Origin of the sequence: Clostridium sp. AF34-10BH, from assembly GCF_003478095.1 — a bacterium.
Lineage (GTDB): Bacteria > Bacillota > Clostridia > Lachnospirales > Lachnospiraceae > Acetatifactor > Acetatifactor acetigignens.
Map to the genome: position 1 here is coordinate 1 of NZ_QUEC01000031.1, position 13,069 is coordinate 13,069.

Sequence of the window (13,069 nt, forward strand, 5' to 3'; positions counted from 1 at the left end):
GGAGAAAGGAGAATAATCCATTACCCTCAAAAGAGGATAATTGGATTATACGTGATAGCTATGAAAATAGAACGAATTGATGACAAGACAGTAAAGTGCTTCCTGTCCAATGAAGAATTGGAAGAGTACGAGATTGATTATAAAGATTTTGTGACCCGCAGTGATAAGGCCAAAGAGGTGGTACAGGAGATTATTGAGCAGGCAGAGGAAGAGGTAGGCTACAAGCCGCCGAAGTACGCATTTGACCTGCAGATCATGATGCTGCCGGATGAGGGACTGGTACTGGTATTTTCCGAGAAAGAACCGTTGGAGAATAAAAACGGTGCACAGCTGTTGCAGGCTTTGCAGGAAATGAAACGGGTCTTCGAGGAGAAGAAGGCAGAGATCGGCGCTACGCTGGGAAAACAGGCGAAGGAAGAAACGGAGAACAATGCCGGGAAAAATAAGAAAGCAAAGGGAAAAGCAGAGGAAGCGGCAAAGCCCCAGTTTGCAATTTTTGCCTTCCGCAATATCGGCAGAGTGATCGAATATGCCGCCGTATTACCGGCGAACCTGCGGATCAACAGCACGTTGTACCGGATGGAAGACGGCACCTGCTATGTCTATGTGCAGAAGGGCGGTGCGTCCTACGAGCGCTACAGTAGAGCCTGCATCCAGGCTATGGAATTCGCAGCGTTGTATGCCGCAGACGAGCAGAAGATAAGATATCTGGAAGAACACGGTGAATGCCTGATCCGGGAGAAAGCACTGAAGAAACTGCGTGCATAATACTGCACCATAGGAATCTGCATGACTGCTTGTAGATTAAGCAGATTCAGGATATGTTCCATGGGGTATCTCCCGCTACCTTCGCCATATCCTCCGGCAGAGGTGCTGTGAACTGCATTTTCTCGCCGGTGATGGGATGGACAAAGGACAGCTTCCAGGCATGCAGCGCCTGTCGCTGTATCTGCTCCATATCCGGGTTGTACAAATAATCTCCGATCAGGGGATAGCCCAGGTATTTCATATGAATCCGTATCTGATGGGTGCGGCCGGTCTCTAAGATGAGAGAGACCAGGCTGTGTCCATTTTTTTCGTCCAAAACCCGGTAATGGGTAACAGCGGATTCCCCTTTTTCAAAATCCACACAGCGTTCAATGATAGAACCTTCTTTACGTCCCAAAGGAGCGGTGATCGTACCCTCAGAAGGCAGCACAGAGCCTTTTACAATGGCAAGGTATTCCCTTGTGATACTGGAACTGGTCTTGTTGGCGATCATGGTGGACAACATTCCGGCACTGACATAATGCTTGGCTATAATCGTAAGTCCGGAGGTATCCCGGTCCAGACGATTAATACAACGGAACACAAAGGGACAGTTCTGCTGTGCAAAATAATAGGCAAGGCCGTTTGCCAGGGAATTGTAATAATTGTTCATGGAAGGGTGGATCGGCATGCCTGCCGGCTTATTGATCACCATGAGATCCTCGTCCTCGTAGATGATATCCAGCGGCAGCTCCACCGGTGGGATTTTTTCCGAGGAGTGTTCCTCGTGGATATGCAGCGTCAAGGTATCTCCCGGCTGCAATATATGATTCATGAAGCAGGGAATCCCGTTTGCCTGCACGGCGGTGGGGTCTTTTTTTAACTGCACCAGATTCTGGGAAGAAAACCCTTTCTGCTTCAGAAAATGGTTGACCGGCAGGGGTGATATGAAATGATCTGTTGTATAGGTTAATGTACGTTCCATAAAAATTGTGCTTTCTAAATTATTATTTATGATACATAACGATGGTATTTTTCATACTCTCTTTGCTTGGGCGGCTATCGTGATCAAATTTGCGGTACAATTTATCCACGGCGGCTGCTTTATACGGGTGAACTTATTGTATCATAACACAATTCCCACGTTGTAATAAACAGCTATTCTCAGGATCGGGCAAAATCGGACAGTCCAGGGAGCAAATAATGTCATTTCAGAAGCAGATTATGTTTTCTATAATATCGTTAAAAGCACAAGTTTGTGCTTCTGCAAGCACAGATTATGAAAAAGCTGATGCCCGAAGCAGAGGAATATTGCGACAGAGATTGGGTAACAGAGCAGATTTGCAACGAAAATAATGAGTGAGAAAGGTATGGTGGTTTGTATGGAAAAATACGCATGGCGCGGAAAAATTGTACCGGGAATGCAGGAGGAATATAAGAAGAGACATGACAACATCTGGCCGGAGATGAAGGAAGTTCTGGCAAATGCCGGAATTGTAAATTACTCTATCTGGATGCAGGGCGAGGAACTGTTCGGTTATTACGAATGTGAAAAGGGCGTCGACTATGCGGCAAAAGTGCAGGCAGAGAGCGATGTAGTGAAAAAATGGGATGAATATATGAAAGATATTCTAATCATGGAGAAGGATCCTGTTACAGGAGCACAGCCGCTTCTTACACAGGTATTCAGTTTCAGATAAAGGAGGCTGTGGATATCTTATGGAGAAATATTACCTGGCCGTGGATATCGGTGCTTCCAGCGGACGACATATTCTGGGACATTTGGAGAACGGCAAAATCGAATTAGAAGAAATCTACCGTTTCGAAAACGGAATGGATCATAAGGACGGCAAGCTTCTGTGGAATGTGGAGCGGCTGTTCGGTGAGATTCTGAACGGAATGAAAAAATGCAAAGAACTGGGCAAGCTTCCGGTCAGCATGGCAATCGACACCTGGGCTGTGGATTATGTATTGCTGGATGAAAAAGATCAGATTCTGGGAGATACTTACGGCTACCGAGATCACCGTACTGACGGAATGGATGCGGAAGTGGCGAAAATACTGCCGGAGACGGAACTGTATGCCAGAACCGGTATTCAGAAGCAGATTTTTAATACGATTTATCAGCTTATGGCAGTGGAAAAGAAGACCCCGGAGATTATGAAACAGGCGAAGACACTTCTGATGCTGCCGGATTATTTTGGATTCCGCCTGACAGGCAATAAGCTGTCGGAGTATACCAACGGCTCAACGACACAGCTGGTAGATCCGCATACTTATCAGTGGGATAAGGAGCTGATCCGCAAGCTGGGTTACCCGGAGGATATTTTCCTGCCGCTGCAGATGCCCGGAACGAAAGTGGGCCAGCTGCTTCCGGAGATTCAGAAGGAAGTAGGATTCGATCTGGAAGTGGTACTGTGCGGAAGCCATGACACCGCATCGGCCGTAATGGCAGTTCCTCAGACAGAAGGAGACGGCATTTATATCAGCTCGGGAACCTGGTCTCTCATGGGAATCGAATCCCTGAAACCGGTCATTACAGAGGATGCCGCAGCGGCCAACTTTACCAACGAGGGCGGTTACGATCACCGGTTCCGTTTCCTGAAAAATATTATGGGACTGTGGATGATCCAGTCGGTGAGACACGAATATCAGGATGCCTACTCTTTTGCACAGCTGTGTGATATGGCGGAGGAAAGCAGGGATTTTTCATCAAGAGTGGATGTGAATGATCAAAGCTTTTTATCCCCGGACAGTATGATAGAAGCAATTAAACAGTATTGCCAAAAAACCGGTCAGCCGGTTCCGGAGACCGTAGGAGAGCTGGCAGCAGTGGTATATCGCAGTCTGGCGCAGTCTTACGGAGAGACCGTAAAGGAGTTGGAAACCATTGCAGGCAGGATCTATGACAGCATCCATATCATCGGTGGAGGCTCCAATGCGGCTTATCTGAACCAGCTGACGGCGGATGCCACAGGGAAAACCGTATATGCAGGTCCCGGAGAAGCAACGGCCATCGGGAATCTGCTGGCACAGATGATCCATGCGGGAGATCTGGCAGACTTAAAAGGTGCCAGACAGTGTGTGAGAGATTCTTTTGAGATTAAGACGTATGTTCCGGCAGATTGAAAATATATTCTTGCAAACGAGAATTATTTGCTTCCCATATTGATTGGGAAGGCGGAGAAAAAGGAGGAGATTCAGAAATGTTAGTAAACACAAAGGCAAAGATCGGTGTATTTTCCATCGCTCTGGGAGCATATCTGCCCCAGTTCCCCCAGCTGGTACCTAATTTCGAGGCACAGTATGAGGATTTCAAGAAGACGATTCCCGATACTGTAGATATCGTTGATGGTGGCATGGTGACCACCAAGGAACAGGCTATGGCAGCAGGTGATAAATTCCGTGCTGCAGACGTAGATCTGGTATTCCTGCAGTTGCTGACCTATGCAACTTCCTATAACGTACTTCCCGCAATCCGCGATCTGGACGTGCCTGTAGTATGTATCAATGTGCAGAAGAAGCTGGCACCGGACTATGCCAATACCGATATTCCCATCTGGTTGGGTGACCTGTATGCCTGTGGTGCCGTAGGTGAGGCTGTGGCAGACCTGGAGCGTGCAGGCAAGAGACATGCTGTAATCACCGGCGTGGTAGAAGGCGGCGACCCCGAGGTGGCAGCTCAGATCGAAGATTGGTGTAAGGCAGCTCAGGTCCGCAGACGTTTCCGTCAGACCAATATTGCCCAGATCGGCCGCCCTTATCCCGGAATGATGGATCTCTATATCGATGAGACCAACCTTTACAACAGAATGGGCCTGTATACCAAGCAGTTTGACTGGGAAGATATGTGGGCTATTGCAGACGATATTACCGATACCGAAGCTATTAAAGCGAAGGCACAGGACATCATCGATACCTTCGAAGTAGAGGGTGGCGCTACCGCAGATGACGAAGATATTCTGGATATGGCAAAGCATGTGCTTGCTTTCGAGCAGTGGGCGAAGGATGAAGACTTAAGCATGATCGCCTCCCATTATGCCGGTAAGGCACAGGGAGTAGCCGGTAAACTGGATTCCATGCTGATCCCTGCATTTTCCATGCTGATCAAGCAAGGTACCGCATGTGCCGTAGAAGGTGATATGAAAGTTGCCATGGCAATGTCCATTCTGAAGACGATCTCCGGTATGGGACAGTTGTCCGAGATGTACTCCATTGATTTCAACGAGGATATCTGCATCATCGGTCATTCCGGATCCGGCGATGCGGATATCTCTCTGGCACATAAGCCCACCATGAAGATCGTTAAGGTATTCCACGGCAAGGTAGGCGGCGGATATCTGACTCAGTTCTATCCTCCCGTAGGCCCTGTGACCTATCTGGCTATCACGCAGGATAAGGACGGCAACTTCAAGTTCGTTGTGGCAGAAGGCGAGAATCAGCCCGGCCCGATCTTCACTTTCGGTGACACCAATATGCGTACCAAATTCTCAATCCCCTGCAGAGAGTTCGTGAACCGTTGGAGCGAGGCAGGCCCTACCCATCATATGGCAGCAGCTGCCGGCAGACATATTGACACCATTTTAAAGGTTGCTAAAATACTGAACGTACCGGTAGATGTGATCACACGGTAAGGGCACTTGTGTAAATATGGCGCAGTAACCACAGGAGCAAAAAGCAAGCTCTGAAAGAGCAATTTTGCGAATGAAATTCGCAATAGTTACGAATGTTTATGATTTAAAAACAATATGCCTGTGGGCGGAGTTCACAGGCAATGGAAAGGCTAGGTATTATCATGAAATTTTTAGATGCAGAATTTGTACAGGGATTTATCAGAATGGCAGATGACGGCTGGCAGCAAGGCTGGCATGAACGTAACGGCGGCAACCTGTCTTACCGTGTGAAGCCGGAAGAGGTAGAACAGGTAAAGGAGAACTTTGAGCCGAAGGAGTTCCAGCCCATCGGCACCACAGTTCCCGCACTGGCAGGAGAGTATTTCCTGGTGACCGGCAGTGGCAAATATTTTCGTAATGTCAGCATTAAGCCGGAAGATTCTATCTGCATGATCGAACTTGACGACAAGGGTGAGAATTACCGTATCGTATGGGGGCTGGTAAACGGGGGCAGACCTACCTCCGAGCTCCCCAGCCACCTGATGAATCTGGAAGTGAAGAAGCTGCAGGATCCCGACTACCGTGTGGTATATCATGCACATACCACCAATATCATTGCGCTGACCTTCGTGCTTCCTCTGGAGGATAAGGTATTCACCAGAGAACTGTGGGAGATGGCAACCGAGTGCCCCGTAGTATTCCCGGATGGTGTGGGCGTAGTGCCCTGGATGGTACCGGGCGGCAGAGAGATCGCAGTAGCTACCTCCGAACTGATGAAGAAATACGATCTGGCCATCTGGGCACATCATGGAACCTTTGCCGCAGGCAAGGATTTCGACCTGACCTTCGGACTGATGCATACCGTAGAGAAGTCCGCTGAGATCCTGGTGAAGATGTTGTCCATGCAGCCGAATAAGAGACAGACCATTACCCCCGATGATTTTCGCCATCTGGCAAAGGACTTCGGTGTGACCCTTCCGGAAGAATTCTTATATGAAAAATAACGATCCGAGGGACACACGAAGGAGCCTCGAACCGTTATATCTTGAATGCCTGACGTTATCGGCGCGATTTTAAACGCGCCTCGTTAGGTGTCATATCATACATTTTTTTGAACTGTTTGTAGAAGAAGTTCTGATTCTCATAGCCTACAGACAGGGCAATCTCAGACACCGGCAGCGCGGTGTGGGACAGCTGATTCATAGCGACTCGCATACGCTGCCGTGTTTGTATTTCCTTAAAGGTAGTGCCGGAATATTTTTTGATCATACGGCTCAGGGAAGAGGGGGTGTACCCGATCTGTGCAGCCAGTTCGTGAAGAGTTCCGGTATCATAATGCTCCGCCAGGTATCTGCGTACCACCACCATCAGGACATTGCTCTGCTCATCTTTCTGGTCTAATAAAATATTTTCCGCATTGCTTAAGATATGCATGAACAGCAGGGCAAAGGTGTGTTCCGAGAGCTTATGCCAGTTCTGAGGCTGCTGTAACAGAAGGAAGACCGCATTGTGGATGAGGTTCTGGATGCAGGGATTATCGGAGACGGTAAAGTACAGATACTGACCGACACAACTGTCACCTTCCAGCGCATTGATGATAAAATCCGCCAGAATATTATCCTTGTTGATCAAAGTCAGGATATTCTGGAAATAGGCGGGGCGGATGATGATGTTAATGCCCAGATCTTCCTGGCCGCAGGCTATTACCGCATGTTCGATATGTTGGTTCATAAATAGAAGTTCCCCGGGGCGGAGACAGATCTCTTCTTCATTTATGACATGTGTGACAGAACCGGAGAGACAATAAAAGATCTCCACGTAATCATGTTTATGCTTTGGAAAATCCACAAAGCGGGTGTGGCGACGCAGAGTAATATCATCTTCGGAGTGTTCCAAAAATTTATCACTCTCTACTACAAAATCCTGTTTGCTGGTGTAGAGATTCTTCTGAACGGCAATATTACCGTCTAAAATCTGTTGTTCCTCCGGTGTGATATAGGCCGGATCCAGAAAACCGTTCTCATACATATCGATCGTCATTCCTTTCAGCAACCCGCAATTTTGAACTGCGGGCAGGTTTTTCGACTGAGTTTATTTTACAGGAAAGAGACAAAAACCTCAAGATGTGTGCAAAAAGTGATTCTGCATTGCACGTGTCATTTTTGTGTTGTATATTAATAATGATTATGAACAATAAGCAGCTTTGCGCCGGCAGTCCAAAGTGTGCAGGTTGTGGAAAGATATGAGGATTTGTATGGCAGATACCACAGTTAAAAAGATCATCTGCAGTTCCTGTGGGGCAGAATTTGAGGATACCCTTCCGAAGTGTCCCTATTGCGGAAGCCTGAATTACAAGGGCGCCGAAGCGGAATATCTGGGGAAGCTGGAAAGCATGCGGCAGGATATGCAGCAGTTGGAGCAGGTACCGGAGAAGGAACTGAAGAAAAAACTGAAAAAGAAACAGAAATTTGTGATTAAGCTTCTGATCTTATTGGCGGCATTGGCAGCGATACTTGCGGTAATTGTGTTCCGGGTGCGGTATATAGAACCCAGGGATGCCAGAGCGGATTATCTGTGGGAAAAAGAGAACTTTCCGATACTGGACCGTCTCTATCAGGAGAAGGATCTGGAAGCACTGATGGATTTTTATGAGCAGGCTGTCGAAGAGAACAGAACCATAGACCGATGGGAACACAGTGGTATTTTCCGCTGGCTCATGAGCTGCCGGGATGCGAGAGAATATCTGGCGATGGAACAGAGTGGAGAGACACTTCGCGACTATCAGGAGACACAGCTTTTAGATGATTATTGGATGATGCGGGGACTGGACTACAGCGAGGTCATTCTGACGGAGAAAGACAGGGAGTATATCCGTCCTTATGTGGAAGCAACCCTGAACAGTCTGGCAGACCGTTATACGTTTACCGCAGAAGAAGAGAAAAAATTCGAGGATAGTCTGCGAAATAATTACGGTTATCCCAGATATGAGGATTGCGAGGAATACATTAAGAAGCATAACGAATAGGAAAGGATCATAAAAGCAATGATGAAATGTAAATATTGCGGGGGCAATCTGACATTGGAGCAGGCATATTGTCCGCATTGCGGAAGACCAAATGAAGAAGCCGCACAGCATGTCAAGGACATGGAGCATTATAAGAGCAATTTTGAGGATACCAAAAGTGATGTCTATGAAGTGGCGGAGAAAAATACGGAGATCATGTCACATATGATAATCATCACAGTGCTGGTGATCCTGTGTGTGGTGGTGTTTGTAGTATCTGCACGTAGCTGGAGCATCCACAGAGGCTTGCTGCAGTTTGATGCAGGGATCCGGCAGAGCAGCTATATGAAACAGATGGAACAATATCTGGAAGATGAGGATTACATAGGTTTATCAGCTTTTTGCGACAGGCATTACATCCGGCCTTATAGCAGTAATAATAATTATGAAAAATATCAGCTGCTCATGGAAGCCAGCGGAGCGTATCGTTACTTTTATGAAAGTCTGATGAAGGCAGTTACGATCAACTCTGGCAATGTATCCATACTTCCCGGTCTGTATGAAAATATTTCGGATTATTACGAGCAGCTGGAAAGGATTCTGCATCCTGTGGATAATGATTATAGGGCAAAACAATATCGAGAACTGCCGGAGGAGCAGAAGGAAGCCATTCTCCGGATGGAAGAGAATGAGAAGGCACTGCTGCAGACCTATTTTGGCATGACCCCGGAAGAGGCAGAGAATTTCGGTACGATGTCAAATGCACAAAAAATCTTATTCCTGGAAGAAAAAGGCGAGGTGATGGGTTATGGTAAATCTGAAGAGTAAGCTGAAACAGGCACAGAAGCAGAGAGGCGCGCTGCTTGTGATGAATCTGGTGATCATAGCCCTGTGCCTGCTATTGTTTTGGGGAACCATTCATATGTTCCGGGAATTAAACTACGCCTTTTCCCGTCCTGCGAAGACCAACTGGATGGAGAATAATGTGCAGAGTGAAAATTATGCCTACCTGTTAGTAAATTATCACGAGGACATGGCGTACGGCGGCTTGCTGTCCGGAACAAAAAAGGAATGCTATGGTGTGGCGAGATATTTTGAGGCGGCGTCCATGTATAAGGCATTTCTTCAGACCGGAGATACGGAGCGAGCTGCCAGAGAAAAGGAGAAGATGGATGCCGCATATGAAGAAATGGGTGACTGGAATATTGCAGCGGACAGCATCCGGGAAAGACTTGGACTGGACTGACAGATTTGCTGTAGGAATACCTGCGATATTACTGGCAACCTGTCAGACAGTGGGATGCCGGATCAGTATAGAATACCATACTTCCGTACATAGAACGATGCAGTCTTGGCTGGAACAGGTTCCTATAGCAGGCTGGATTTTATGGTGGATAGCAGAGACATTACTTTTTGAACAGATGCTGCGATGGCTGTTTGTACATGCAGGGAGAGATAAGGCAGTTCAGGAGGATGGTATCGGGAAAGGTATCGGAAAGAGAATATTTTTGATTTTTGCAGGATTGTTGATAGCCTGGTTGCCGGTGCTTCTTTCCCATGATCCCGGATTTTATAATTATGATATTTACGGGCAGGTGCCTCAGGTGATGTATCCTGAGGTACCGTATAATACACACCATTCGTTACTCAGCACGTTGGTCATGGGAGGCGTTATCACGATAGGATACCGGATCTTCGGGACGATGGAGAAGGCAGTATTTCTGCACTCCTGCTTCCAGATGATACTTTGTGCGGCGACCTTTTCCTATAGTCTGGATTTCTGGTATCGGCGATTGAATAGAAAATGGCTGTTGGGAGTCGGATTTTGTTTTTATGCTTTTCTGCCGACGATTGCCTTGTTTTCCGTCAGTACGACCAAGGATGTGGTATGCTCTCTGGCACTTTTTATTGCATTTCACCTGTTGTATGAATTGTATGAGAATACGGAGGGATTTTTTCGGAAGAAAGAGAAAATCGCAGCATTATCGTGCAGCCTGATCGTGGGAGCGCTGTATCGGAAAAATGTAATTTATGCGTTTTTTCTTTATCTGGTGTTGTGCGCGGTTTTCTGTAAAAAGCAGAAAAGAAAGATCATTTCACTGTTTGCGGGAACGATTCTGCTGACCATGCTATTGTCTGTGGGAATGGAAACTCTGCTCCATGCGGAAAAAGGTTCCGCGGTAGAGGCTCTGTGTGTACCGCTCCAACAGATTGCAAGGGTATATACAGATAAGGGAGAAGCGGCGTTTGACAGTGAGGAATTGCAGCTGCTGGATCAGATCATGGACAGAGAACAGTGGTCACAATATAATCCGTTTCTGGCAGACCGGATCAAAAATTATGTGAATAATGAAGAACTTCTTCAAAATAAGTTGGAGTATCTGAGACTATGGTTCCGAAAAGGATGGAAGTATCCGGGATGTTATCTGAGAGCCTTTCTGGATAATACGTATCAGGCCTGGTATCCGGGGACATCGGTTGTGGATGATCCGGACGGTGATATTTATTACTTTGATTTCGAGGGAAGAAATGTACTGGAAATGAAGACGATCAGTTCCCGGCTGACAGAATTTTATCGTAAGATATCGCTGGAATATTATTACCAGAAAATTCCGGTGATCCGTGCGTTGTTTGCAATCGGCACCTATTTCTGGCTGGCAGTGATCCTGTTTTTCTATGGCATCCGGCGGCGGAGGGCAGAGATATGGAACAGTTGGCTGCTGGTTCTGGCACTGTGCCTTACGGTCTTTCTGGGTCCCATATCCCTGGTGCGTTATTATCTGCTTTTATTTTATGCAGCTCCGGCAGGTATCTTCTTATTAGCAGATAGACCTTGACAAATCACGGAAGCATGCACTACAATTACTTGCATACGACAATGACGATGAAAAGGATCAGTACGATCGGAAAGTATCCCAGAGAGAGGGGAAGGACACGGTGGCGTGCGGCTGGGAACCCCTTATGACAGAGGATCGGAAACCTCCCTTGGAGTCCTGTGCGAGACGCAATGTACCTGGAAGCGGCGAAGCACAGCGTAGAACCGGCGTTAACGGTGACAGAGCAGGATACATATTTGTATCAATCAGGGTGGTACCGCCGAGTGATCGGTCCCTTTTTCGGGAGCGATGACCCGGCGTTTTTCGTTTCCGTAGATCGTATGAGCAGTTTATTTTCAGAAAAAGAAAAGGAGAGAGAAAATGGCAGACAAGAAAATGGTAGAAGCGATCACTTCCATGGAAGAAGATTTCGCCCAGTGGTATACCGATGTAGTGAAGAAAGCAGAGCTGTGTGATTACACCAGCGTAAAAGGATGTATGGTAATTAAGCCCGCAGGCTATGCGATCTGGGAACTGATCCAGAAGGAGCTGGATGCACGTTTCAAAGCAGTCGGAGTACAGAATGTATATCTTCCCATGTTCATTCCTGAGTCCCTGTTAGACAAGGAGAAGGATCATGTAGAAGGTTTCGCACCCGAAGTAGCATGGGTTACTCAGGGAGGATTGAACGAGCTTCCCGAGAGACTTTGCGTCAGACCTACTTCCGAGACGCTGTTTTGTGATTTCTATAAGAATGACATCCATTCCTACAGAGATCTGCCTAAGGTATACAACCAGTGGTGTTCCGTGGTACGTTGGGAGAAGGAGACCAGACCTTTCCTGCGTTCCAGAGAGTTCCTGTGGCAGGAAGGACATACCGCACATGCTACCGCAGAAGAATCTCAGGAGAGAACTCTGCAGATGCTGAATGTATATGCGAAGTTCCTGGAGGAGGTTCTGGCTATCCCCGCAATCAAGGGTCAGAAGACCGAGAAGGAGAAATTCGCAGGTGCAATTGCAACCTATACGGTAGAAGCACTGATGCATGACGGCAAGGCACTGCAGTCCGGTACCAGCCATAACTTCGGTGACGGTTTCGCCAAGGCTTTTGGCATCCAGTTCGCAGACAAGGACAATACTTTAAAATATGTACATCAGACCTCCTGGGGCATGACCACCCGTCTGATCGGAGCACTGATCATGGTACACGGTGATAACGAAGGTTTGGTGATCCCTCCCCGTGTGGCACCTATCCAGATCTGCATTGTACCCGTTATGCAGAAAAAGGAAGGCGTTCTCGACAAGGCGTATGAGCTGAGAGATCGCCTGGCGAAGGATTTCCGTGTCAAGGTAGATGACAGTGATAAGACCCCCGGCTTCAAGTTCGCAGAGGCTGAGATGAGAGGTTATCCGATTCGTGTGGAGATTGGGCCTAAGGATATCGAGGCAGGCAAGTGTGTGATCTGCCGCCGTGATACCAGAGAGAAGACCGAGGTAGCTCTGGAGGATCTGGAGACCAAGGCAGCCGAGATCCTGGAGACCATGCAGAAGGAAATGCTGGAGAGAGCAAGAGCACACCGCGACAGCCATACTTATGTGGCACATAACATGGAAGAGTTCGAGCAGATCTTCAATGAGAAGTCCGGATTTGTCAAGGCTATGTGGTGCGGATGCCAGGAATGTGAAGACAAGATCAAGGAAAAGCTTGCTGTTACCAGCCGCTGCATGCCTTTTGAACAGGAACAGATCGCAGATACCTGCGTATGTTGTGGAAAACCTGCGAAAAAGATGGTATACTGGGGAAGAGCATACTAAGATAATATGTAACTATTCAGAGCCATGTAAATATCGTCAAATATTCGTCGAATGCTGGCATTCGTAAGAATATT

Annotated in this window: 12 protein-coding genes; 10 read left to right on the forward strand and 2 right to left on the reverse strand. The window is 47.4% G+C overall.

All coding sequences use genetic code 11. The features are described 5' to 3' along the window. Positions 1-60: 60 nt before the first annotated feature. Positions 61-768, forward strand: coding sequence for an adaptor protein MecA (locus DWZ61_RS16455; protein WP_117466515.1), 708 nt, complete (start codon positions 61-63; stop codon positions 766-768). Between the two features lie 46 nt (positions 769-814). On the opposite strand, the gene DWZ61_RS16460 is transcribed toward DWZ61_RS16455, so the two are convergent. After that, positions 815-1,732: an RluA family pseudouridine synthase gene (locus DWZ61_RS16460; RefSeq protein ID WP_118504471.1), complete on the reverse strand. Its 918-nt coding sequence runs from the start codon at positions 1,730-1,732 to the stop codon at positions 815-817. A gap of 397 nt (positions 1,733-2,129) precedes the next feature. On the opposite strand from DWZ61_RS16460, the gene DWZ61_RS16465 reads away from it, so the two are divergent. The 4 genes from DWZ61_RS16465 to rhaD all read left to right on the forward strand — a co-directional run bounded on the left by DWZ61_RS16465 (position 2,130) and on the right by rhaD (position 6,364). Further along, complete coding sequence (locus DWZ61_RS16465; RefSeq protein WP_117466521.1) at positions 2,130-2,447, forward strand: L-rhamnose mutarotase; 318 nt, start codon at positions 2,130-2,132, stop codon at positions 2,445-2,447. A 19-nt stretch (positions 2,448-2,466) separates the two neighbouring features. Beyond that, complete coding sequence (rhaB, locus tag DWZ61_RS16470) at positions 2,467-3,876, forward strand: rhamnulokinase (protein WP_118539735.1); 1,410 nt, start codon at positions 2,467-2,469, stop codon at positions 3,874-3,876. A 77-nt stretch (positions 3,877-3,953) separates the two neighbouring features. Then, entirely contained in the window at positions 3,954-5,381 is a 1,428-nt protein-coding gene (locus DWZ61_RS16475) for an arabinose isomerase (protein ID WP_118504467.1), read from the forward strand. A gap of 161 nt (positions 5,382-5,542) precedes the next feature. After that, on the forward strand, positions 5,543-6,364 hold the full coding sequence (gene rhaD, locus DWZ61_RS16480; RefSeq protein ID WP_118504499.1) for a rhamnulose-1-phosphate aldolase: 822 nt from the start codon (positions 5,543-5,545) through the stop codon (positions 6,362-6,364). Between the two features lie 55 nt (positions 6,365-6,419). Here the strand turns inward: rhaD and DWZ61_RS16485 are convergent, their stop codons facing one another. Then, positions 6,420-7,400 carry an AraC family transcriptional regulator gene (locus DWZ61_RS16485; RefSeq protein WP_118504465.1) on the reverse strand — a complete coding sequence of 327 codons (981 nt, stop codon included), beginning with the start codon at positions 7,398-7,400 and terminating at the stop codon, positions 6,420-6,422. Positions 7,401-7,614: 214 nt separating this feature from the next. Between DWZ61_RS16485 and DWZ61_RS16490 the strand changes: the two genes are divergently transcribed. From DWZ61_RS16490 to proS, 5 genes are all read left to right on the forward strand, one after another. Continuing rightward, entirely contained in the window at positions 7,615-8,385 is a 771-nt protein-coding gene (locus tag DWZ61_RS16490; protein ID WP_118539737.1) for a hypothetical protein, read from the forward strand. An 18-nt stretch (positions 8,386-8,403) separates the two neighbouring features. After that, a complete protein-coding gene (locus DWZ61_RS16495) occupies positions 8,404-9,192 on the forward strand; it encodes a hypothetical protein (RefSeq protein ID WP_022312459.1) in 789 nt (262 codons plus the stop codon). Further along, on the forward strand, positions 9,173-9,610 hold the full coding sequence (locus DWZ61_RS16500) for a hypothetical protein (RefSeq protein ID WP_118539739.1): 438 nt from the start codon (positions 9,173-9,175) through the stop codon (positions 9,608-9,610). Before DWZ61_RS16495 ends, DWZ61_RS16500 begins: the two co-directional genes overlap by 20 nt. After that, positions 9,537-11,201, forward strand: a complete 1,665-nt coding sequence (locus DWZ61_RS16505; RefSeq protein ID WP_147354731.1) for a DUF6020 family protein — start codon at positions 9,537-9,539, stop codon at positions 11,199-11,201. The genes DWZ61_RS16500 and DWZ61_RS16505 overlap by 74 nt, the downstream gene beginning before the upstream one ends. 360 nt (positions 11,202-11,561) lie before the next feature. Next, a complete protein-coding gene (proS, locus tag DWZ61_RS16510; RefSeq protein WP_118539743.1) occupies positions 11,562-12,995 on the forward strand; it encodes a proline--tRNA ligase in 1,434 nt (477 codons plus the stop codon). The last annotated feature ends 74 nt before the right edge of the window (positions 12,996-13,069 follow it).